This is a genomic window from Thauera sp., from assembly GCF_035444905.1.
Classification (GTDB): domain Bacteria; phylum Pseudomonadota; class Gammaproteobacteria; order Burkholderiales; family Rhodocyclaceae; genus Thauera.
In genome coordinates, this window is sequence record NZ_DAOMPS010000028.1 from 38,876 (window position 1) to 60,695 (window position 21,820).

The 21,820-nt window shown below is 68.9% G+C and carries 21 protein-coding genes; 17 read left to right on the forward strand and 4 right to left on the reverse strand.

Going from position 1 to position 21,820, the window contains the following annotated elements; translation table 11 throughout:
* Positions 1-17 precede the first annotated feature (17 nt).
* From PLC66_RS13265 to PLC66_RS13345, 17 genes are all read left to right on the forward strand, one after another.
* Positions 18-899 carry a phosphoribulokinase gene (locus PLC66_RS13265; protein WP_324541166.1) on the forward strand — a complete coding sequence of 294 codons (882 nt, stop codon included), beginning with the start codon at positions 18-20 and terminating at the stop codon, positions 897-899.
* Positions 900-1,078: 179 nt separating this feature from the next.
* The gene (tkt, locus tag PLC66_RS13270; protein WP_324541168.1) at positions 1,079-3,106 is read left to right on the forward strand and encodes a transketolase; all 2,028 of its coding nucleotides are present in this window, start codon (positions 1,079-1,081) and stop codon (positions 3,104-3,106) included.
* A 34-nt stretch (positions 3,107-3,140) separates the two neighbouring features.
* Positions 3,141-4,379 (forward strand): phosphoglycerate kinase, encoded by a 1,239-nt coding sequence (locus PLC66_RS13275; RefSeq protein WP_324541171.1) that lies wholly within the window; start codon positions 3,141-3,143, stop codon positions 4,377-4,379.
* Between the two features lie 27 nt (positions 4,380-4,406).
* Positions 4,407-5,456, forward strand: coding sequence for a class II fructose-bisphosphate aldolase (gene fba / locus PLC66_RS13280; RefSeq protein ID WP_324541173.1), 1,050 nt, complete (start codon positions 4,407-4,409; stop codon positions 5,454-5,456).
* A gap of 244 nt (positions 5,457-5,700) precedes the next feature.
* Positions 5,701-6,999, forward strand: a complete 1,299-nt coding sequence (locus tag PLC66_RS13285; RefSeq protein WP_324541175.1) for a DUF3422 family protein — start codon at positions 5,701-5,703, stop codon at positions 6,997-6,999.
* A gap of 156 nt (positions 7,000-7,155) precedes the next feature.
* Complete coding sequence (locus PLC66_RS13290; protein ID WP_324541177.1) at positions 7,156-7,818, forward strand: dioxygenase family protein; 663 nt, start codon at positions 7,156-7,158, stop codon at positions 7,816-7,818.
* Positions 7,819-7,925: 107 nt separating this feature from the next.
* A complete protein-coding gene (gene def, locus PLC66_RS13295; RefSeq protein WP_324541179.1) occupies positions 7,926-8,450 on the forward strand; it encodes a peptide deformylase in 525 nt (174 codons plus the stop codon).
* A 104-nt stretch (positions 8,451-8,554) separates the two neighbouring features.
* Complete coding sequence (locus tag PLC66_RS13300; protein ID WP_324541181.1) at positions 8,555-8,893, forward strand: FitA-like ribbon-helix-helix domain-containing protein; 339 nt, start codon at positions 8,555-8,557, stop codon at positions 8,891-8,893.
* Entirely contained in the window at positions 8,890-9,282 is a 393-nt protein-coding gene (locus PLC66_RS13305; RefSeq protein WP_324541183.1) for a type II toxin-antitoxin system VapC family toxin, read from the forward strand. The genes PLC66_RS13300 and PLC66_RS13305 overlap by 4 nt, the downstream gene beginning before the upstream one ends.
* Positions 9,283-9,402: 120 nt before the next feature.
* Complete coding sequence (locus tag PLC66_RS13310) at positions 9,403-10,338, forward strand: phosphoribosylaminoimidazolesuccinocarboxamide synthase (RefSeq protein ID WP_324541184.1); 936 nt, start codon at positions 9,403-9,405, stop codon at positions 10,336-10,338.
* A 170-nt stretch (positions 10,339-10,508) separates the two neighbouring features.
* The gene (locus PLC66_RS13315) at positions 10,509-11,282 is read left to right on the forward strand and encodes a DUF2189 domain-containing protein (RefSeq protein ID WP_324541186.1); all 774 of its coding nucleotides are present in this window, start codon (positions 10,509-10,511) and stop codon (positions 11,280-11,282) included.
* A gap of 116 nt (positions 11,283-11,398) precedes the next feature.
* Positions 11,399-13,495 (forward strand): M3 family metallopeptidase, encoded by a 2,097-nt coding sequence (locus PLC66_RS13320; protein ID WP_324541188.1) that lies wholly within the window; start codon positions 11,399-11,401, stop codon positions 13,493-13,495.
* Positions 13,496-13,589: 94 nt separating this feature from the next.
* Positions 13,590-13,874 (forward strand): type II toxin-antitoxin system HigB family toxin, encoded by a 285-nt coding sequence (locus PLC66_RS13325; protein ID WP_324541190.1) that lies wholly within the window; start codon positions 13,590-13,592, stop codon positions 13,872-13,874.
* Positions 13,871-14,278 carry a helix-turn-helix domain-containing protein gene (locus PLC66_RS13330; RefSeq protein ID WP_324541192.1) on the forward strand — a complete coding sequence of 136 codons (408 nt, stop codon included), beginning with the start codon at positions 13,871-13,873 and terminating at the stop codon, positions 14,276-14,278. The genes PLC66_RS13325 and PLC66_RS13330 overlap by 4 nt, the downstream gene beginning before the upstream one ends.
* A gap of 117 nt (positions 14,279-14,395) precedes the next feature.
* Complete coding sequence (gene xth, locus PLC66_RS13335; RefSeq protein ID WP_324541194.1) at positions 14,396-15,160, forward strand: exodeoxyribonuclease III; 765 nt, start codon at positions 14,396-14,398, stop codon at positions 15,158-15,160.
* A 39-nt stretch (positions 15,161-15,199) separates the two neighbouring features.
* Entirely contained in the window at positions 15,200-15,916 is a 717-nt protein-coding gene (locus PLC66_RS13340) for a Crp/Fnr family transcriptional regulator (protein WP_324541196.1), read from the forward strand.
* A gap of 127 nt (positions 15,917-16,043) precedes the next feature.
* Complete coding sequence (locus PLC66_RS13345; RefSeq protein ID WP_324541198.1) at positions 16,044-16,235, forward strand: YgaP family membrane protein; 192 nt, start codon at positions 16,044-16,046, stop codon at positions 16,233-16,235.
* 79 nt (positions 16,236-16,314) lie between these two features.
* On the opposite strand, the gene rsmA is transcribed toward PLC66_RS13345, so the two are convergent.
* The 4 genes from rsmA to PLC66_RS13365 all read right to left on the reverse strand — a co-directional run.
* On the reverse strand, positions 16,315-17,130 hold the full coding sequence (rsmA, locus tag PLC66_RS13350) for a 16S rRNA (adenine(1518)-N(6)/adenine(1519)-N(6))-dimethyltransferase RsmA (protein WP_324541200.1): 816 nt from the start codon (positions 17,128-17,130) through the stop codon (positions 16,315-16,317).
* Between the two features lie 23 nt (positions 17,131-17,153).
* Complete coding sequence (pdxA, locus tag PLC66_RS13355) at positions 17,154-18,179, reverse strand: 4-hydroxythreonine-4-phosphate dehydrogenase PdxA (RefSeq protein WP_324541202.1); 1,026 nt, start codon at positions 18,177-18,179, stop codon at positions 17,154-17,156.
* The gene (locus PLC66_RS13360) at positions 18,176-19,492 is read right to left on the reverse strand and encodes a peptidylprolyl isomerase (protein ID WP_324541203.1); all 1,317 of its coding nucleotides are present in this window, start codon (positions 19,490-19,492) and stop codon (positions 18,176-18,178) included. The genes pdxA and PLC66_RS13360 overlap by 4 nt, the downstream gene beginning before the upstream one ends.
* Positions 19,493-19,522: 30 nt before the next feature.
* On the reverse strand, positions 19,523-21,820 hold a 2,298-nt coding region (locus tag PLC66_RS13365; RefSeq protein ID WP_324541205.1), incomplete at its 5' end, for an LPS-assembly protein LptD.

Sequence of the window (21,820 nt, forward strand, 5' to 3'; positions counted from 1 at the left end):
AACGAGGGGGAGACATCATGTCCGAACGCCATCCGATCGTCGCCATCACCGGCTCGTCCGGCGCCGGCACCAGCACCGTGCAGCGCACCTTCGAGGAGGTCTTCCGCCGCGAAGGCGTCACCGCAGCGGTCATCGAAGGCGACAGCTTCCACGCCTACGACCGCAAGACGATGCGCGAGAAGCTCGCCGCCTGCGAGGGCAATGCCGGCTGCCAGCTCAGCCACTTCGGGCCCGAGGCCAACCTGTTCGGCGAACTCGAGCACCTCTTCCGCAGCTACGCCGAATCCGGTGGCGGCAAGCGCCGCAAGTACCTGCACAGCCTCGAAGAGGCCGAGCCCTACCAGCAGGAGCCCGGCACCTTCACCCCCTGGGAGGATCTGCCCACCGGGACCGACCTGCTGTTCTACGAGGGCCTGCACGGCGCCGTCCAGCACGAGAACGTGGATGTGGCCCGCTTCGTCGACCTGCTGATCGGCGTGGTGCCGGTGGTGAACCTGGAGTGGATCCAGAAGCTGCACCGCGACAAGAGCACCCGCGGCTACTCCACCGAGGCGGTCACCGACACCATCCTGCGCCGCATGCACGACTACGTGCATTACATCTGCCCGCAGTTCGCCCGCACCCATGTGAACTTCCAGCGCGTGCCGATGGTGGATACCTCCAACCCCTTCATCGCGCGCTCGATCCCGACCGCCGACGAGTCCATGGTGGTGATCCGCTTCGCCAACCCCAAGGGCATCGACTTTCCCTACCTGCTCAACATGATCAACGACAGCTTCATGAGCCGCGCCAACACCATCGTGGTGCCGGGCGGAAAGATGGAGCTGGCCATGCAGCTGATCTTCACCCCCTTCATCTGGCGCCTGATGGACCGCCGCCGCAAGGCGCTGGCGCAATGACGACACAGCGCAGGCCGCTCCGCCCCCCCCCACGTCCAGCGGAGAGCAGGCGGTGTTCCTGAAGCGGGCGAGGACTGTCCGAGCCCGAAGGGCGAGTTCCGCAGCGAGCGGAAGGAATACCGCCTGCTAGGCCGCGGGTTCGCCGCAACGCATCCCCATCTGGAACCGGAGCAACGCTCATGAACATGCGACTCACCCAGGCGCCGATCGACACCCTGTGCGCCAACGCGCTGCGCTTTCTCTCTATCGACGCCGTCGAGGCCGCCCAGTCCGGCCACCCCGGCATGCCGATGGGCATGGCCGAGATCGCCGTCGCCCTATGGACGCGGCATCTGAAGCACGACCCGGCCGACCCCGCCTGGGCCGACCGCGACCGCTTCGTGCTGTCCAACGGTCACGGTTCGATGCTGCTCTACGCCCTGCTCCACCTCTCCGGCTACGACCTGCCGCTGGACGAGCTCAAGCGCTTCCGCCAGCTCGACAGCCGCACCCCGGGCCACCCGGAAGTCGGTCACACCCCTGGCGTCGAGACCACCACCGGCCCGCTCGGCCAGGGCCTCACCAACGCCGTCGGCATGGCGCTCGCCGAGAAGCTGCTCGCCGCCGAGTTCAACCGCCCCGGCCACACCCTCGTCGATCACCGCACCTGGGTCTTCCTCGGCGACGGCTGCCTGATGGAAGGCATCAGCCACGAGGCCGCCAGTTTTGCCGGCGTGCAGCGGCTGTCGAGGCTGATCTGCTTCTGGGACGACAACCGTATCTCGATCGACGGCGACGTCGCAGGCTGGTTCGCCGACGACACCCCGGCGCGCTTCCGCGCCTATGGCTGGAATGTGGTCGAGGCCGTCGACGGCCACGACGTCGAGGCGGTCGACCGCGCCATCCGCGAAGCGCTTGCCAACGCCGACAAGGACATCGGCCCCACGCTGATCTGCTGCCGCAACACCATCGGCCGTGGCAGCCCCGCGCGCGCCGGCACGGCCGATGCGCACGGCGCGCCGCTCGGCGCCGAGGAGAGCGCCGCCACCCGCGCCGCGCTCGCCTGGCCGCACCCCCCGTTCGAGATCCCCGCCGAGATCCGCAGCGCCTTCGACGCCCGCGCCCGCGGCGCCGAACGGCGCGCCGCCTGGCAGGCCGCCTTCGACGCCTACGCCGACGCCTTCCCGGACGCGGCGAGGGAGTTCGGCCGGCGCCTGGCCGGCACGCTGCCGGTCGGCTTACCGGTGCTGGCCAATGCCATCCTGCGCGGAGTGCACAACGAAGCAGCGACGCTCGCCACCCGCAAGGCCAGCCAGCAGGCCATCGGCCGCCTGGCGCGGGCGCTGCCCGAGCTGCTCGGCGGCTCGGCCGACCTGACCCACTCCAACCTCAGCGACTGGCCGGGCTGCGGCGCGGTGCGCGCCGACGGCGCCGGGCGCCACATCAACTGGGGCGTGCGCGAGTTCGGCATGGCTGCGGCCCTCAACGGCATCGCGCTGCATGGCGGCTTCATCCCCTTCGGCGCCACCTTCCTGGTGTTCTCCGACTACGCCCGCAACGCCATCCGCATGAGTGCGCTGATGAAGCAGCGCGTGGTGTACGTGATGACGCACGACTCGATCGGCCTTGGCGAGGACGGCCCCACCCACCAGCCGGTCGAGCACCTGCCCAGCCTGCGCCTGATCCCTGGGCTGGACGTGTGGCGCCCGTGCGACGCGGTCGAGACCCAGGCGGCCTGGAACGCCGCGGTGATGCGCGCCGACGGCCCCAGCCTGCTCGCGCTGTCGCGCCAGAACCTGCCCCACCAGGCGCGCGAGGTCGAACAGCTGCCGGCCATCGCCCGCGGCGGCTATGTGCTGGCCGACGCCGCCGAACCGGCGCTGCTGATCATCGCCACCGGCTCGGAGGTGGCGCTGGCGATGGCGGCGCGCGCCACCCTCGCCGCCGAAGGCGTCGCCGTCCGCGTCGTGTCGATGCCCTGCACCGCAGTGTTCGACCGCCAGGACGCCGCCTACCGGGAGCAGGTGCTGCTGCCCGACCTACCGCGCCTGGTCATCGAGGCCGCGCGCAGCGACGGCTGGTGGCGCTACCTCGCCGGGGTGCGCGGCGCCGTGATCGGCATGGACGGCTTCGGCGAATCGGCCCCCGCCGCCGCGCTGCTGCGACGCTACGGCTTCGATGCCGAGTCCGTGCTCGGCCACGCCCGCGCGCTGCTGCAGGCCGCGTGACCAAACCCGCCCGCCCCTGATGGAGGATCCCCCGATGAACTTCCTGCGTCTCTCCGAGCTCGACCTCGCCGGCAAACGGGTCTTCATCCGTGCCGACTTCAACGTCCCCTTCAACACCGACGGCAGCCTGGCGGACGACACCCGCATCCGCGCCACCCTGCCCGCCATCCGCCACTGCCTGGACGCCGGCGCCGCGGTGATGATCACCTCCCACCTCGGCCGCCCCGCCGAGGGCGCGCTGACCGCGGCCGACTCGCTGGCGCCGGTCGCCGCCGCCCTGTCCGCCCTGCTCGGCCGACCGGTGCCGCTCATCCAGGGCTGGACCAGCGGTCACTTCCGCGTGCAGCCTGGCGAGGTCGTGCTGCTCGAGAACTGCCGCGGCAACGTCGGCGAGAAGGCCGACGATCCCCGGCTCGCCGCACGCATCGCGCGCTTCATCGACATCTATGTGAACGACGCCTTCGGCACCGCCCACCGCAAGGAGTGCACGCTGCACGCGCTGGCGCTGGCCGCCCCGGTCGCCTGCGCCGGCCCGCTGATGACGGCCGAGCTCGACGCGCTCGGCCGCGCGCTCGCCCAGCCGGCGCGCCCGCTCGCCGCCATCGTCGCCGGCTCCAAGGTGTCGACCAAGCTCACCATCCTCGAAAGCCTCGCGGACAAGGTCGACGTGCTGGTGCTCGGTGGCGGCATCGCCAACACCTTCCTCGCCGCGCGCGGCTGCGAGGTCGGCGCCTCGCTGCACGAGCCCGACCTGCTCGAGGCCGCGCGCCGGGTCGAACGCCGGCTCGCCGAGCGCGGCGGCGTGGTGTGGCTGCCCGAGGACGTGGTGATCGCCGACCGCTTCGCAGCCGATGCCGATGTCCGCATCAGCGACGCCGAGCGCGTGCCGGCGGGCTGGATGATCCTCGACATCGGCCCGAAGAGCCGCGACTCGCTCGCTGCCGTGCTCGCGCGCGCCGGCACCATCGTCTGGAACGGCCCGGTCGGCGTGTTCGAGTTCGACGCCTTTGCCGCCGGCACCCGCTGCCTGGCCGAGGCCATCGCCGCCAGCCCCGCCTACAGCATCGCTGGCGGCGGCGACACGCTGGCCGCGATCGCGCGCTTCGGCGTCGGCGAGCGCATCGACTACATCTCCACCGGCGGCGGCGCCTTCCTCGAGTTCCTCGAGGGCCGCGAGCTGCCTGCCGTCGCCGCGCTGCGCGCCCGCGCCCGGCCGGCGAGCCGACGCATCGAGCCCGTGCCGCAGTTCGAGCACGAACCCGAACCGAGCTGACCCCTTTCACTTGCGGAGACCCACCCCATGGCCATGATCGCCCTGCGCCAGTTGCTCGACCACGCCGCCGACCACGGCTACGGCGTGCCCGCCTTCAACATCAACAACATGGAGCAGATCCAGGCCATCATGCTGGCCGCCGAGGCCACCGCCAGCCCGGTCATCCTGCAGGCTTCGGCCGGCGCGCGCGGCTACGCCGGCGAGGCCTTCCTGAAGAAGATGGTCGAGGCCGCCGTCGAGCAGTGGCCCGACCTCCCCGTCTGCCTGCACCAGGACCACGGCGCCAGCCCCGCGGTGTGCCAGCAGTCGATCCGCAGCGGCTTCACCAGCGTGATGATGGACGGCTCGCTGCGCGAGGACATGAAGACGCCGGCGAGCTACGCCTACAACGTCGAGGTCACCCGCCGCGTGGTCGAGATGGCGCACGCGGTGGGGGTGTCGGTGGAAGGCGAGCTCGGCTGCCTCGGCTCGCTCGAGACCGGCCAGGCCGGCGAGGAGGACGGCGTGGGCGCCGAAGGCACGCTGGATCACAGCCAGCTGCTGACCGACCCGGCCGAGGCCGCCGACTTCGTCGCCGCCACCGGCGTCGATGCGCTCGCGGTGGCGATCGGCACCAGCCACGGCGCCTACAAGTTCACCCGCCCGCCCACCGGCGACATCCTCGCCATCGACCGCATCGCCGCCATCCACGCCCGCATCCCCAACACCCACCTGGTGATGCACGGATCGAGCAGCGTGCCGCAGGAGTGGCTCGCCATCATCCGCGAGCACGGCGGCGAGATCGGCGAGACCTACGGTGTGCCGGTCGAGGCCATCGTGCAAGGCATTCGAAGCGGCGTGCGCAAGGTCAATATCGACACCGACCTGCGCCTGGCGATGAGCGGCGCGATGCGCCGGCTGATGAGCACGGACCGCAAGGAGTTCGACCCGCGCAAGTTCTTCAAGGCCGCCCGCGACGCCGCGCGCGACATCTGCCGCGACCGCTTCGAGGCCTTCGGCTGCGCGGGGCAGGCCAGCCGCATCAAGCCGCTGCCGCTCGAGGCGCTGGCGCGACGTTACGCCAGCCGCAGCGCCTGACGGGCTGCGCCGCCCTTCTTCGTCTTCTCGTCAGCGACTCGCACATCCCCCTGCCATCGCCTCGCAGCCGTCCTGACCCCGCTCTCTCCCTGCCCACGGGCATTGCGCCCGCCTCCCATCCAGGAGGCGGGCACTTTTCTGTGCGGCATCTGGCCACGGCGAAGCTCCCACGCGCCACCCCGGCTTGTCATCGCCTGCGCCGGCGGGCAAGAATGCCGCTCCACCTGCCGCCCAACCCGCCTCCATGTCCTTGTTCGAACAGCACCCCCTGCGCCAGACCCTCAGCGACGAGGTGCACGCCCGCCCGCCGGTTCCGCTCGACACGCCGGAGTTCGTTACCTACCTCGCCTTCCTGCATCACGACGGCAGTGCCACGCGTGAAAACGCACACCTTGGCGCCCTCGCCGCCCAGCTCGGCCTGCCGCCGCCGAGCACCGCCAGCGGCCATGTGCTGCTCGAGGCCGAAGGCTTTCGCCTGAAGTGGGAACGCCACAACGAGTTCTCGAGCTACTGCTTCTTCCGCCGCATCGAGGCCGAGGACAGCCCTGACGAGTACGCCCTGCTGCACGTGCCGGCGGCCTGGCGCAAAGGCATTCCCGGGCTGTTGATCGCCGCCACCCACATCGAGCTGCGCAGCGTGACCGACGTCCCGCTCGAGACCGTGCTGCACCAGCAGTCGCGCCGCGGCCAGCCGCTGGTCGCCTCGGCGGTGTCGGACGGCGCCGGCTGGGTGCTGACCGACTTCCACCTGCACGAAGGCTTCTCCCACTTCCTGCTCGTCGACAACGGCTTCACGCCGCGCCAAGCCGGCCGCATCGCGCAGCGCCTGGTCGAGATCGAGACCTACCGCGTGATGGCCCTGCTGGCCTTCCCGGTCGCCAAGGAGGTGGGACGACTGGTGTCGCGCGCCGAGGACGAGCTCGCCGACCTGATGGACGGCATGGGCCAGTCGCGCACCGCCGAGGACGACCGCGCGGTGCTCGGCCGCCTGTCACGCCTGGCGTCCGAGGTCGAGCGCTCGGTGGCGCGCACCACCTTCCGCTTCGGCGCGGCGGCGGCCTATTACCGCCTCGTGCGCCAGCGCATCGACGACCTGCGCGAGCAGCGCCTGTCGGGCTTCTCGCCGATCGGCGAGTTCATGGACCGCCGCCTGGTGCCGGCCATCGACACCTGCTCATCGATCGCCCGCCGCCAGGACGACCTCTCGGCCCGCATCGCGCGCAACTCGCAGCTGCTACGCACCCGCGTCGACATCGAGATCGAGCGCCAGAACCAGGAGCTGCTGGCGCAGATGAACCGCCGCGCCAAGATCCAGCTCCACCTGCAGGAGACGGTGGAAGGTCTGTCGGTGGTGGCCATCACCTACTACGCCTCGCAACTGGTCAACTACGTCGCCAAGGGCGCCAAGGACTTCATCGCACCGGCCACGCCCGAGGTGCTCACGGCGCTGTCGATCCCGGTGATTGCGGGGCTGGTGTACCTGGGGCTGCGGCGGATGAGGAAGCTGCTGGGCAAGGAAGAGGGCCGCGAAGCCCACTCCTGAGCATCGGGCGCTCCCCCGCCCTCGCGTACTGAAGGTGAACCGCGCACAGGCAAAGCCCGCGCATGGCCTGGGTGGGCATGGCGCAGGCAGGTACGGCGCGGAACCGAGCGAGGAACGGGCGGTCCTCTGACCATGCACGACAAAGGAACCGCAGCCATGTCCCAACCGTCCGGACGCCGCCGCCAACTCGTCCTCGGCGGCACTGCCGCGCTGGTGTCCGCGCCGCTCGCCGCGGCACAGCGCAGGCTGACACCGAGCCAGATGCTCGGCCCCTTCTACCCGGTCACGCCGCCGCTGCACAAGGACAACGACCTCACGCTGGTTGAAGGCAGCAAGGTGCGCGCCGCCGGGCAGATCGCCGACCTGTCGGGCCGCGTGCTCGACCTCGACGGCCGCCCGCTGGCTGGCCTGCGCGTCGAGATCTGGCAGTGCGACGCCAACGGCCGCTACCGCCACCCGCGCGACCGCGGCGGCCTCGAGGAGGACCCGAACTTCCAGGGCTTCGGCCACACGATCACCGACGCCGACGGGCGCTACCGCTTCCGCACCATCCGCCCGGTGCCCTATCCCGGGCGCACGCCGCACATCCACGCCGCGGTGTTCCAGGAGGCCGCACGTCCCTTCGTCACCCAGATCTACGTCGCCGGCGAGCCCTTGAACCTGCGCGACGGCCTCTTCATGCGCGTGCCCGAGGCGCTGCGACCCTTGCTGCTGGCCGACTTCGTCGCCGTGGATGACCCGGTCGCGGCATTCACGGCAGAATTCGACTTCGTGCTGTCGCCGGTACTGGCCGGACTCTTCGAGGCCCATACGGCCTGACTGCAGATGGCCCGCCCGCTCTTGCCTGCACCTGCCCCCTCAGCAATGCACACCACCGCCATGAAACCCCAACGCAGCCCAGCGCACGACCGGAGATCCACCCGCCCATGAGCATCCGCACCGTCCTGCGCATGGGTGACCCGCGCCTGCTGCAGCCCGCTGCCCCGGTCACCGAATTCGGCACGCCCGACCTCGCCACACTCATCGCCGACATGTTCGACACGATGGCAGCCGAAGGCGGCGTCGGCCTCGCCGCCCCGCAGATCGGTGTCGGCCTGCGCGTGGTGATATTCGGCTTCGAGCACAGCCAGCGCTACCCGGACGCGCTGCCGGTGCCGATGACCATCCTCGTCAATCCGGTGATCACGCCACTGGACGACGAGACCGAGGAGGGCTGGGAAGGCTGCCTGTCCGTGCCCGGCCTGCGCGGCGTCGTGCCGCGCCACCGCCGCATCCGCTACCAGGGCTTCACGCCCGACGGCCAGGCGATCGACCGCATCGCCGAGGGCTTCCATGCCCGCGTGGTGCAACACGAATGCGACCACCTCGACGGCAAGCTGTATCCGATGCGGGTGCGGGACTTCAGCAAGTTCGGCTTCACCGATGTGCTATTTCCCGAGCTTGGGGCGTAGGGCGGCGCGCAAGAAGCCTACGTTCCTGTGCGTAATGCGACCACATTCTGAGCACGCGAACCACCTGTTCGTCGGTGAAGACCTCATGGACGAGGCGGTGCCGGGTGTTGATCCAAGGAGTGGTCGATGGAGCGATTGCTTTCGCCATGGCGATACACCAAAATGAAACCGTTTTGGTTCCTCCGGAGAACCTGGAAATGCCCACTTCCCTGACGCTGAAGAACATCCCCGACACCTTGTACGAGCGCCTGAAGGCGGCTGCCGAGCTGCATCGCCGCAGCCTTAACAGTGAGGCGATTGTCTGCCTGGAAACGGTGCTGCTACCAAGCCGCGTTGCGGCCAGCGACCGACTGGCGCGAGCCCGCGCGCTCCGAATCGGCTTGCCTGAAGGTCTATTCACTGCCACGGACATCGACGCAGCCAAACGCGCGGGACGCCCGTGATTGTCGTCGACACCAACATCCTGGCGTACCTGTATCTGCCCGGCGAGTTCACCGAGGGGGCAGAAGCCTTGCTGGAGCGCGAGCCGGAGTGGGCCGCACCGCTACTATGGCGCAGCGAGTTTCGAAACATCCTGATGGGCTACCTTCGGCGCGGCCTGCTGAGCTTCGAGCACGCCTGCAGTCTTCAGGCGGAAGCCGAGGCCTTGATGGACGGGTTCGAGTTCGAGGTGCCCTCGCGCGATGTGCTGGAACTGGCTAAGGACAGCGACTGCTCCGCCTACGACTGCGAGTTCGTGGTGCTCGCCAATCGCCTGGACGTCAAGCTGATGACGATGGATAAGAAAGTACTCAAGGCGTTTCCGAAACGCGCGTTTTCGCTTTTAGCCTGACGATTTGATTTCGCTCTCGACCGCCCGGCGCATGTCGACTGCTCGACGCGCCTGCGCAGCCCCGAAAGCGAGCGCCCCTCCCCTATAATCCCGCCTTTGCCAGCAACCCGAGGCCCCATCGTGGCAACGCCCCTTTTTGAAACCTCCATCAAGAGCCTGCCGCTGCTTGGCCGCGGCAAGGTGCGCGACATCTACGCCGTTGATGACGAGAAGCTGCTGATCGTGACCAGCGACCGCCTGTCGGCCTTCGACGTGATCCTGCCCGACCCGATCCCGGACAAGGGTCGCGTGCTGGTGGCGCTGGCGAACTTCTGGTTCGACAGGCTCGCCCACATCCTGCCCAACCAGCTCACCGGCATCGATCCCGAGACCGTGGTGGCCGCCGACGAGCGCGAGCAGGTGCGCGGCCGTGCGCTGGTGGTCAAGCGCCTCAAGCCGCTACCGATCGAGGCGGTGGTGCGCGGCTATGTGATCGGCTCGGGCTGGAAGGACTACCAGGCCACTGGCGCCATCTGCGGCATCGCGCTGCCAGCGGGCCTGCAGCAGGCGGCGAAGCTGCCGGCACCGATCTTCACGCCCTCGTCCAAGGCCGAAATGGGCGAGCACGACGAGAACATCTCCTTCGAACAGGCGCAGGCACGCTGCGAAGCGATGCTGAAGGAGGCGCTGGCCGGCAGCGGCAAGACCGGCGCCCAGCTGGCTGAAGAAGCCCGTGCGGCGGCGATCGCACTGTATTCCGAGGCGGCCGAATTCGCTGCCAGCCGCGGCATCATCATCGCCGACACCAAGTTCGAGTTCGGCATCGACGCTGCCGGCACGCTGCACCTGATCGACGAGGCGCTCACCCCCGACTCGTCGCGCTTCTGGCCGGCCGACAGCTACCGCGAAGGCATCAGCCCGCCGTCCTTCGACAAGCAGTACGTGCGCGACTACCTGGAGACGCTCGACTGGAACAAGGCGCCCCCGGCGCCCAGTCTGCCCGCCGACGTCATCGAGCACACCGCTGCCAAGTATCGCGAGGCCTACGAGCGCCTGACCGGCCGCACGCTCGCCTGACAACCCGCGCAGCGCAAGCGATACCGGGAACAACTCGTATTCGCGAACTCACGAAATCTGTCCTACTCTAAGAAGCAGCCCGCCGCTTCAAGGACCGACTGCCGGGGCCGTGTGCCTCGCGGTCCTTGAGGTGTGAGGCTCATTCCGCTGCAACCAACAGGGAGGCTGCCATGGACAAACCGATGAATTCGCTTGACCAGCATTTCCACCTGCCGCACGTACGCCATGTCGATCGCTCGCGACCGATACAGTGGCTGAAGATGGGTTGGGAGGACATGCGCGCCAATCTTGGGGCGAGCTTGCCGTACGGGATCATCCTGGCAGCGCTCGGTTACTTCATCCTGTCCTTCGCGGCCGACAAGCCCTATCTGTTCACCGCGGCGATCTCGGGCTTCTTCCTCATCGGGCCGATTGCCGCAGCCGGCCTGTACGAGATCTCGCGCCGCCAGGAGCGCGGTGAAAGGATTTCCTTCTTCGGTTCGCTCAGCAGCTTGCGCGGACACGCCGACAGCGTGGCCTACTTCGGCGCCTTCCTCGCGATCGCGCTGATCAGTTGGGAGCGCATGTCCGCGATCCTGTTCGCGCTGCTCTTCCAGGGCGAACTGGCCGAGGTGTCGAACTTCTTCAGCAGCGTCTTCCTGTCGGGCGAACACCTGTCCTTTGTATTCGCCTACGCGATGGTCGGCGGCATCCTTGCGGCCGTGGTGTTTGCGCTGTCTGCAATCGCCATCCCGATGCTGATGGACCGCGACACCGACAGCGTGACGGCAGCCATGACCAGCCTGCGCACCGTGCAGATGAACTTCGACACCATGGCCCTGTGGGCCGCGATCATCGTCGCGATGGTGCTCATCGGCTTCGCCACCATGATGATCGGCATGGTGATCCTGCTGCCGCTGCTGGGTCATGCAAGCTGGCACGCCTACCGCGAACTGGTGGAATGACCAGCACCGACTGATTCCGAAGTCCGATTGAATTTGCTGCGGGCGCCCATAGCGGCGCCCGCAGCAATTTTTGCGGCACAATAGCCCGCATCAACCACCGCCAAGACCGCTCAAGCATGGACAACGCCATCCCCAGCCCGACGACGAATCCGCTGCTCGATTTCAGCGGCATGCCGCGTTTTGCCGACATCAAGCCCGAACATGTCGAGCCCGCGATCCGCGGCCTGATCGACGAGAACCGCACGCTGATCGAACGCCTCACCGCCGACCCTGCCACACCGACCTGGGACGGCTTCGTCAGCCCGATGGACGAGGCCGGCGAGCGCCTGGGGCGCGCCTGGGGAGTGGTCGGCCACCTGCACAGCGTGTTCGACGTGCCCGAGTGGCGCGAGGCCTACAACGCCATGCTGCCCGAGATCTCGCGCTTCTACGCCGAAGTGGGGCAGAACCTGGCGCTGTTCCAGAAGTACAAAGCGCTGCACGACAGCCCCGAGTTCGCCACCCTATCGCCGGTGCGCCAGCGCATCCTCGAGCATGCGCTGCGCGACTTCCGCCTCTCGGGCGCCGAACTGCCCGACGCGCAGAAGCCGCGCTTCCAGGAAATCCAGGAAGAGCAGTCCCAGCTCGCCGCCAAGTTCTCCGAGAACCTGCTCGACGCCACCAACGCCCACGCCGAGTGGGTCGCCGATGAAGGCGGTCTTGCTGGCATCCCCGACGACGCCCGCCAGGCGGCGCGCGCCGCCGCCGAAGCCGACGGCAAGGAAGGCTGGAAATTCACCCTGCAGATGCCGTCCTACCTGCCGATCCTGCAGTACGCCGACGACCGCGCCCTGCGCGCCCGCATGTATCGCGCCTACGCCACCCGCGCCTCCGAGCTCGGCAAGCCCGAGCTCGACAACGGCCCGCTGATCGGCCGCATCCTCGCGCTGCGCGATGAGGAAGCGCGCATGCTCGGCTACAAGAACTTCGCCGAAGTGTCGCTGGTGCCCAAGATGGCCGACACGCCCGAGCAGGTGCTCGGCTTCCTGCACGACCTTGCCGCCCGCGCCAAGCCCTTCGCCGAGAAGGACCTGGAAGAACTCAAGGCCTTCGCCAAGACCGAGCTCGGCCTTGACACGCTCGAGCCCTGGGACGTCGCCTACGCCTCCGAAAAGCTGCGTGAGAAGCGCTATGCCTATTCCGACCAAGAGGTGAAGCAGTACTTCCCCGAACCCAAGGTGCTCGACGGCCTGTTCGGCGTGATCCGCGCGCTGTACCGCGTCGACATCCTGCCGGACGAGGCGCCGAGCTGGGACCCGGACGTACGCTTCTTCCGCATCGAGAAGGAGGGCGCCAACGGACCAGAACTCGTCGGCCACTTCTACCTCGACCTGCACGCGCGCAGCACCAAGCGCGGCGGGGCGTGGATGGACTCGGCGCGCAGCCGCCACCGCAACACCTGGGGCAGCGACACCCCGGTCGCCTACCTGGTGTGCAACTTCCCCGGCCCGGTCGGCGGCAAACCGGCCACCTTCACCCACGACGACGTGCTGACGCTGTTCCACGAGTGCGGCCACGGCCTGCACCACCTGCTCACCCAGGTGGACGAGCTCGCGGTGTCCGGCATCCACGGCGTGGAGTGGGACGCGGTCGAACTGCCCAGCCAGTTCATGGAGAACTTCTGCTGGGAGTGGGACGTGCTGCAGGGCATGACCGCACACGTCGACACCGGGGAGCCGCTGCCTCGCGCGCTCTACGACAAGATGATCGCCGCCAAGAACTTCCAGAGCGGCATGCAGACCGTGCGCCAGCTCGAATTCTCGATGTTCGACCTGCGCCTGCACAGTGAACTGGATGCCTCCGCCGGCCCGGTGCCGATCGAACGCGTGATGGCCCTGCTCGACGAGGTGCGCCGCGAAGTCGCGGTGATGATCCCGCCCGCCTGGCACCGCTTCCCACACAGCTTCTCGCACATCTTCGCCGGCGGCTACGCGGCGGGCTACTACAGCTACAAGTGGGCCGAGGTGCTGTCGGCCGACGCCTTCGAGGCCTTCGAGGAAGCCGGCGCCGGCCGTGGCAGCCTGCTCGACCCCGAAACCGGCGAGCGCTTCTGGCGCGAGATCCTTGCCGTCGGCGGCAGCCGCCCGGCGCTCGATTCCTTCAAGGCCTTCCGCGGCCGCGAGCCTAGGGTCGACGCCCTGCTGCGCCACAGCGGCATGGTGGCGCACGCATGAAGGCCAGCATCGAAGGACTGAACTGATCGATTCGATGAGCAAGCAGAACTATCGCAACTTGCTATAAATCGCAAATTGCGATAGCCTCGCTTCGATGAAGTTGATCTCGAACAAGCCGCTGCGAGACTTCTCTTCGCGCCATCCCGACGCCGAGGCTCCCCTGCAAGGCTTTCGGCAACTGATCGAGAAAGGGCACTATCCGCACTTCGCCGCCTTGCGCGCCACGTTTCGTGGCGTCGACAAGGTCGGCGAGCGCTATGTGTTCAACATCGGCGGCAACAAGTATCGGTTGATCGCGGCTATCGCCTTTGCGCCGCAGCTGCTCTGGGTGAAGGCCGTGCTCACGCATGCCGAATACGATGAAGGAGACTGGAAATGAGCGTCACGGACGTCCTTGCCCCCTGGGCCGCCATCAACGACGCCCTCGGCCTGTCCGCACCGATTCGCGACGAGGCGCATTACGCCGAGCTGCTGGCCTTCGTCGACGACGCCTTCGAACAGTTCGGACATGACGACGGGCACCCAATCTTCGGCCTAGTCTCGATCGTGGCCGACCGGATCCGCGAGTACGAGACGCGCGTCCATCCCTGGCGGACCTTGCCGCCGTCCGAGCTGCTGCGCGAATTGATGGCCGAGCACGGGATCCGCCAAGGCGACCTGCCCGAGGTCGGCACGCAGTCGGTCGTATCCGAGGTCCTGGCAGGCAAGCGTGGGCTCAACCTGCGTCAGGTCAAGGCCTTGTCCGAACGTTTCAAGGTTCCGATGGAAGTGTTCGCGGCCTGAGGCGGATGGCTTCGACAGTGCTCGGAGCCCCGTCTCTCCTCATCGCCCTTTGCCATCGCATTCGGGTCTCGTGACCCGTTCGGTAACCCCCTCCATTTCCATAACAACAGGGCTTGCATGAAGATCGCCACCTGGAACGTCAACTCGCTCAAGGTCCGCCTGCCCCAGGTCCTCGACTGGCTGGCGGCCAACAAGCCCGATGCGCTGTGCCTGCAGGAACTCAAGCTCGAGGACAAGGCCTTTCCGGTCGCCGAGCTCGAGGCCGCCGGCTACCACGCCGTCTTCATCGGCCAGAAGACCTACAACGGCGTCGCCATCCTGAGCCCGCAGCCGATCGACGAGGCCGGCGTGGTGCGCAACATCCCCGGCTTCGAGGACGAGCAGAAGCGCATCATCGCCGCCACCATCGCCGGCGTGCGCGTGGTGTGCGGCTACTTCCCCAACGGCCAGGCGGTGGGCTCGGACAAGTTCGAGTACAAGCTGCGCTGGCTCGCCGCACTCACCGACTGGCTGCGCGAGGAACTGAAGACGCACGAGCGCCTGGTGCTCGCCGGCGACTTCAACATCGCCCCCGAGGACCGCGACGCCCACCCCGACTGGAAGGACGAGATCCACGTCTCGCCGCCCGAACGCGCCGCCTTCCGCGCGCTGCAGGCGCTCGGCCTGATCGATGCCTTCCGCCTGTTCGAGCAACCCGAGCGCGCCTTCTCGTGGTGGGACTACCGCATGATGGCCTTCCGCCGCAACTTCGGCCTGCGCATCGACCATCTGCTGGTGTCGCCGGCGCTGCGCGAGGCCTGCCGTAGCTGCGTGGTGGACAAGGAACCGCGCCGGCTGGAGCGGCCGTCGGATCACGCGCCGGTGGTGCTGGAGCTGGCCTGAGGCCAGGCGCCGCGCCAACGCCCGCCCGGTACAGCATCCATGACGCCGACTCCCGCCGCCCCTGCTACCGCACCCACGCCCGTGCCCGCCGACAATGCCCGCCTGGACGCGTGCTACCCGGTGCTCGCCGCACTGTCCGCGCCGGCGCGCGCGCGCCTGACGCACAGTGCGCAATGGCTGCACGTGCCGGCCGGCACCTTGCTGTTCGACGACCACCAGGCCTGCGATGGCTTTCCCTTCATCGTCGAGGGCTCGGTGCGCGTCAGCAAGTGCGCCCCCAACGGGCGCGAGTTGCCGCTGTACCGCGTCGGCGCGGGCGAGACCTGCATCATCTCCTCGTCCTGCCTGCTCGGCCACGAGGACTACAACGCGCGCGGCGTCACCGAGGCCGACACCGTGCTGATGCTGCTGCCCAAGCCGGTCTTCGACGCCATGATGGGCGAACCCGCCTTCCGCGACTTCGTCTTCCACCTGTTCGCCGAGCGCATCGCCGACCTGATGCATTTGATCGAGGAAGTGGCCTTCCGCAAGCTCGACCAGCGCCTTGCCGCGGTGCTGCTTGGCAAGGGGCGCACGATCCACGTCACGCACCAGCAGCTCGCCGACGAGCTTGGCAGCGTGCGCGAGATCGTCAGCCGCCTGCTCAAGGGGCTCGCCGAGCAGGGCCTGGTGCGCCTCGGCCGCGAGCAGGTCGAGATCCTCGATCCGGCCGGGCTGCGCCGGCTCGCTACCGACGGCTCGACCAAGGCGGGATGAGCACCGGCACCTTGCGCCCTTGCCGCTGTCGATCGGATGCAGTCGCTATGTAACCGTGGTTACAGACCACGCTGTTGCAGGCGTGCTTCAATGGACTCACTCATTCATCGGCAGCAAGGAGAACTCCATGAAGACGAACGTTGGTGGCATCGACAAGATCCTGCGCATCCTGGTCGGCGTCGCGCTGATCGCATGGGCGCTGTTCGGCGGCCCGGTGTGGGCCTGGATCGGCATCCTGCCGCTGGTGACCGGCCTGATGGGCTGGTGCCCGGCCTACATGCTGATCGGCGTCAATACCTGCCCGCTGAGCAAGAAGTAAGCGGCAGGGCGCAGACAAGACAAAGCCGGGGCGACCCGGCTTTGTTCGTTGACCGACCGCCGCCGGCCCACCCTGCCCTTCAGCCCCGTCGCGCGCAGTGGTTGGCGATGGCGACAAACTGCTCGACCGCCAGCCGCTCGCCACGCAAGCCGCTGTCGATGCCCAGCGCCTCGAAGTCGGCATCGCCGATGAACTCGCGCAGCGTGTTCTTGAGCGTCTTGCGACGCTGGCCGAAGGCGGCGGTGACGATGCGCCCGAGCAGCGCCTCGTCCTGCGCGCCGAGCTGCTCGCGCGGCAGCGGCGCCATGCGCACGATGCTCGACATCACCTTCGGAGCCGGGCGGAACGCCCCGGGCGGCACATCGAAGAGCCGCCCCATGCGAAAGCGGTACTGCAGCATCACTGACAGGCGGCCGTATTCCTCGGTGCCCGGCTCGGCCACCATGCGCATCACCACCTCCTTCTGCAGCATGAAGGTCATGTCCTTCACCCGGTCGGCGAAGTCCGCGAGGTGGAACAGGATGGGCGTTGAGATGTTGTAGGGCAGGTTGCCGACGATGCGCAGCGCGGGCACGGCGTCGGCATCCAGGCCGGCACACAGGCTGCCGAAATCGAACTTGAGCGCGTCGCCCTCGTGGATCGTCAGCTGCGCCGGCGAGTAGCTGTCGCGCAGCCGCGCGATCAGGTCGCGGTCGATCTCGACCACGTGCAGATGGCCCAGGCGCTCGATCAGCGGCGCGGTCATCGCCCCCAGGCCGGGGCCGATCTCCACCATCAGCTCGCCCGGCTGCGGCCGGATGCCGTCGATGATCTTGCGGATGATGTTGGGGTCGGACAGGAAGTTCTGGCCGAAGCGCTTGCGGGCGCGGTGGCCGTCGGTGTCGTGATCGTGCATGTAGGGTCTCGTGCGGGCGCGGGCTAGACAGCGGCGCGGGCGGCCACCATCGCGGTCGCGAGCTCGACCGCCGCGAACAGGCTGCCCGCGTCGGCACGGCCGCTGCCGGCGAGGTCGAGCGCCGTGCCATGGTCCACCGAGGTGCGGATGATCGGCAGCCCCAGGGTGACGTTCACGCCACCACCGAAGCTGGCATGCTTGAGCACCGGCAGGCCCTGGTCGTGGTACATCGCCAGCACCGCGTCGCCACGCGCGAGCGTGTGCGGCACGAACAGCGTATCGGCCGGCAAGGGGCCGACCAGGTGCAGGCCCTCGCCGCGCAGGCGGGCCAGCACCGGCGCCATGATCTCGATCTCCTCGCGCCCCATGTGCCCGCCCTCGCCCGCGTGCGGGTTGAGGCCAGCGACCAGGATGCGCGGCGCGGCAATGCCGAAGTGGCGGACGAGGTCGCGGTGCACGATGCGCAGCGTCTCCTCCAGCAGCTCGGGCGTGATCGCGGCCGGCACCGCGGCGAGCGGCAGATGGGTGGTGGCGAGCGCGACCCGCATGCCGCCGCCGACCAGCATCATCACCACGCGCGGGGTGCCGGTGTGCTCGGCGAGGTATTCGGTATGGCCACTGAAAGGCAGCGTGTCGCGCGCACCCAGCCCCTCGCAGATCACGCCCTTGTGCACGGGCGCCGTCACCATCGCCGCGAACTCGCCACGCACGCAGCCCTCGATCGCGCGATCGAGCAGGCCGAGCACGTAGGCCGCGTTCGCAGGGTCGAGCCTGCCGGGGTGCGACGGCTGCGCGAGCGGCCTGTGCAGCACCTCGAGGGTCCCGGCGGCGGGCTGCGCATCGGTCTGGAAGGGCAGCACGCGCACGCCACAGCCGGCCGCCGCGGCGCGCTCGCGCATCAGCTCGATGTCACCCAGCACCACCAGGCGCGCCGCCCAGGCGCGGTCGGCCAGCCGCGCGCACAGCTCCGGCCCGACGCCCGCCGGCTCGCCGCTGGTGACGGCAATCAACGGCGAGCCGGCGGGCGGGCGGGCATGGCTTGAATTCATTCGCGCTCGAGGCGCAGATCGACGTAGGTGCTGTCGCGCAGCTGGCGCAGCCAGTCCTCGTAGGCTTCCTCGGCCTTGCGCTCGCGCAGCGCCTGGCGCGCGGCGTTGCGCTTGCGCTCGTCGGTGACGTCCTGCAGCCGGCGCTCGACGACCTGGATCAGGTGCCAGCCGAAGGGCGAGCGCACCGGCGGGCTCATCTCGCCCGGCTGCAGCGCATTCATGGCACGCTCGAACTCGGGCACGGTATCGCCCGGGTTCAGCCAGCCGAGATCGCCGCCGCTGGCAGCCGAAAGATCGGCCGAATTGGCCTTTGCCAGCTCGCCGAAGTCGGCCCCGTTTGCCACCCGTTCGCGCAGGGCGAGCAGGCGCGCCTCGGCGTCGGCGTCGGACAGCACCTCGGAAGTCCGCACCAGGATGTGTCGCGCGCGCGTCTGCTCGAGTTGCTGCACGGCATCCATGCCCCCGCCGCGGCGATCGACCAGGCGCACGATGTGCAGGCCCGCCGCGCTGCGCAGGATGGGCGAGGTCTCGCCCGGGCGCAGCTCGCGCACCGCATCGGCAAACAGCGCCGGCAGGCGGTCGAGCGGGCGCCAGCCGAGCGCACCGCCGGACAGGCCATCGGGCGCATCCGAGACCTCGGCGGCAACACGGGCGAAGTCCTCGCCCGAACGCAGACGCGTCATGACCTGTTCGGCGCGCTGGCGCACGGCCTCGATCTGTTGCGGCGACGCCCCCTCGGGCGTGCGCAGCAGGATGTGGGCGACAGCGAACTCCTGGCCGGAGAAGGCGTCCGGGTTGCTGGCGATGAAATTGTCGATCTCGGCGTCGGTCACCACGATGCGACTATCGACCTCGCGCTCGCGCAGGCGGGTCAGCAGGATCTCGGTGCGGATCTCGTCCCGAAAGCGCGACCAGCTCACCCCGTCGGCCTCCAACGCCGCCCGCAACTGCTCGGCGGACAGGTTGTTGTTGCCCGCGATGCGGTCGATCGCGCGCTCGAGCGTGGCGTCATCCACCCGCAGCGCGGTCTCCTGGGCAAGCTGCACCTGCGCGCGCTCGACGATCAGCCGCTCGAGCAGCTGGCGCTCGAGCACCTCCATCGGCGGCAGCTCCACGCCCTGGCGGCGCAGCTGGCGCTCGGCCTGGGCGACGCGCGCGCGCAACTGCAGCGCGGTGATGACCTCGTTGTTGACGACCGCGACGATGCGATCGACCTCGACCGCGCGCGTCGCGGCCTGAGCGGGGAGTCCGAAGCTGGCGGTGGCAAGCGCGATGACGAGGGCGCTGCGCGAGCGCGAAAGGAAACGATTCATTTTCATGTGCAAGGGTTCGCTTGGCGGCGGTCAGTCCTGACCGAAGACACGGTCGGCCGAAGAGTCGTTGATCTTGCCATAGCCCGGCACGCTGCGCTTGATCAGGCCGATGGGGTTGGAGCCGATACCGGCGAGGTCGTTGAGTTCGAGCTGCACGAAGACCGCCTTGGTGACGTCGCTCTCGTCGATGGCGAAGCGGTGGACCGCGACGCGGAAGGCCCAGCAGCCGCCGTCGTACTCGAGACCACCGATCGCCTCGGTGATGCGGTCATCCTTGAGCGAGTGCGTCACCCGCCCGACCCCGTACCAGCCACGGGCGATCGGCCACTGGCCGGACACGTCGATGTCCTCGAGGCCGACGATGTTGTCGGCGATGCGCAGGTTGGGCGCGTAGCGGTAGCTGAGGTTGAGCACCTTGGCGAAGTCTGGCTGATAGCGGACGCTGGCATTGATGCGCTCGCTGCGCCCGAGATCGGTGTTGTACTGGACGTAGGAGTCGGCCGTCACGGTGCGCGACAGGCGGCCGCCGACGCCTGCCAGCAGCTCGGCCCCTTGCCCGGAGGGGCGCAGGGTGTCGGCCGAATTCAGCGATACCTCCTGGTCCGAGAAGTAGTAGCGCTGGCCAATCAGCGCGCGCAGGCGCTCGACGCCGGTGTCGGACTCGATGAAGCGCGTCGTCACCGCCGCCGTCAGGTCGTTTGCGTCGCCGATGCGGTCGCTGCCCGAATAGCGGTTCTCGGCGAAGAGCTGGGCGAAGCCGACGTCGAAGCGGTTGGTGTCGAACAGCGGGATGTCGTCCTGGTTGCGGCTCGGCACGCGCAGGTAATACAGCCGCGGCTCCAGCGTCTGCAGGTAGTCGCCGCCGAAATAGCGCGCCTGGCGCTCGAAGAACAGGCCGGAATCCACGCTCATGATCGGCACCGAGCGCGTGACGGAATCGGGCCGGTCCGTCGTGCCAAGCCGGCGGTCGATGTCGTAGCTCGAGTAATGCACGCCCGCCTTGGGCGTCAGGAACCAGGCCGCGCCCTGCAGCGGCAGCGACAGCTGCGGATAGACGGTGAAACGCGAGGCCTCGTCCTTGTCGCGCCGCGGATCGGGGTTGCCGGCGTCCTGATGGGCAAAGCGCACGAACTCGGACTCGAACTCGGCCACCACCCCGCCGGGCAGGTCGGGTCGCGCCGCCGTCAGCAGGACTTGCGGCAAGCGGCGGTAGGGGCTGACGTTGGCAAACGGCCTGGCCGCGTCCGGGTTCAGCGTCTGGTAGCTTTGCGCCAGCGCCGAGGCGGTCCACCAGCCGCCGCTGTAGATCAGCCGGCCTTCACGCAGCAGGTTCACGCGCGAGGCCACGCCGATGCGCGAGGACAGGTCCTCGAAGTAGCTGTCGTCCGACACCGCGTTGAGGTCGAGCGAGCCGTACAGGTTGGGTGCGATGCGCTGCTGATGCTGCAGCGCCCCCAGGCGGCGTTCCTCGCCGGTGATGCTGTCCTTGGGCATCCACTCGACGCGGCTGGTGCCCAGGTAGTCCTCGCCCAGGTAGCGGAACTCGCCGCCCACCTGCAGGCCGCGCCGGCTCATGATGCGCGGCGCGATCGTGGCGTCGTAGTTGGGCGCGATATTGAAGTAGTACGGCTGGGTGAAATCGACACCGGTCTTGTTCGACGAACCGAAGGTCGGCGGCAGCAGGCCGGACTGGCGCTGGCCGTTGAGCGGGAACTCGGCCCAAGGCATCCAGAAGATCGGCACGTCCTTGAACACCACCGAGCCGCCGCGTGCCGTGCCCACCTCGCGGTCGTAGTCGAGCTGCAGGTCGCGTGCCTTGATGTACCAATCCGGATCGACCGGCTTGCAGGTGGTCCAGGTGGCGTTTTCCAGCCGGTACTGGTTCTCGCCCTCGAGGCGCAGCAGATCGGCCTCGCCGCTACCCGACACCGAGCGAGGCTCGCCCCCCACTTCGCGCGGCCCCTGCTCGCGCGACAGCGCGTAGCGCGGCGACTCGAAGCTGCCCACCTGGTCGCCGACGATCAGCGTCGCGCGCGGCCCCTCGATGCGGTCGCCGCCCTGGCGCAGCACCACGTTGCCCTCGGCGACCACCTCGTCGGTGGGCTCGCGGTAGGTCACCCGGTCGGCGGTCAGGACCAGGTCGTCGCGCTGCAGCTCGGCCTCGCCCTCGGCGACGAGCTCGATCCCGCGCGCCCCGTGGATGCGCAGGGCGCTGACCGCGGTCGTTCCCAGCGGCAGCGCCGGCGCGGACGCAGTCGCGCCCGACGTCGGAGTCGGGCGTTCGCCGGCGGCCGGCGGCGGGGCTTCGGGCGCTGCGGCTTCGGGCGC

Coding starts and splice junctions, on each gene's coding strand:
- PLC66_RS13265 (WP_324541166.1), top strand. CDS start 18: ATGTCCGAACGCCATCCGATCGTCGCCATCACCGGCTCGTCCGGCGCC.
- tkt (WP_324541168.1), top strand. CDS start 1,079: ATGAACATGCGACTCACCCAGGCGCCGATCGACACCCTGTGCGCCAAC.
- PLC66_RS13275 (WP_324541171.1), top strand. CDS start 3,141: ATGAACTTCCTGCGTCTCTCCGAGCTCGACCTCGCCGGCAAACGGGTC.
- fba (WP_324541173.1), top strand. CDS start 4,407: ATGGCCATGATCGCCCTGCGCCAGTTGCTCGACCACGCCGCCGACCAC.
- PLC66_RS13285 (WP_324541175.1), top strand. CDS start 5,701: ATGTCCTTGTTCGAACAGCACCCCCTGCGCCAGACCCTCAGCGACGAG.
- PLC66_RS13290 (WP_324541177.1), top strand. CDS start 7,156: ATGTCCCAACCGTCCGGACGCCGCCGCCAACTCGTCCTCGGCGGCACT.
- def (WP_324541179.1), top strand. CDS start 7,926: ATGAGCATCCGCACCGTCCTGCGCATGGGTGACCCGCGCCTGCTGCAG.
- PLC66_RS13315 (WP_324541186.1), top strand. CDS start 10,509: ATGGACAAACCGATGAATTCGCTTGACCAGCATTTCCACCTGCCGCAC.
- PLC66_RS13320 (WP_324541188.1), top strand. CDS start 11,399: ATGGACAACGCCATCCCCAGCCCGACGACGAATCCGCTGCTCGATTTC.
- PLC66_RS13325 (WP_324541190.1), top strand. CDS start 13,590: ATGAAGTTGATCTCGAACAAGCCGCTGCGAGACTTCTCTTCGCGCCAT.
- PLC66_RS13330 (WP_324541192.1), top strand. CDS start 13,871: ATGAGCGTCACGGACGTCCTTGCCCCCTGGGCCGCCATCAACGACGCC.
- xth (WP_324541194.1), top strand. CDS start 14,396: ATGAAGATCGCCACCTGGAACGTCAACTCGCTCAAGGTCCGCCTGCCC.
- PLC66_RS13340 (WP_324541196.1), top strand. CDS start 15,200: ATGACGCCGACTCCCGCCGCCCCTGCTACCGCACCCACGCCCGTGCCC.
- PLC66_RS13345 (WP_324541198.1), top strand. CDS start 16,044: ATGAAGACGAACGTTGGTGGCATCGACAAGATCCTGCGCATCCTGGTC.
- rsmA (WP_324541200.1), bottom strand. CDS start 17,130: ATGCACGATCACGACACCGACGGCCACCGCGCCCGCAAGCGCTTCGGC.
- pdxA (WP_324541202.1), bottom strand. CDS start 18,179: ATGAATTCAAGCCATGCCCGCCCGCCCGCCGGCTCGCCGTTGATTGCC.
- PLC66_RS13360 (WP_324541203.1), bottom strand. CDS start 19,492: ATGAATCGTTTCCTTTCGCGCTCGCGCAGCGCCCTCGTCATCGCGCTT.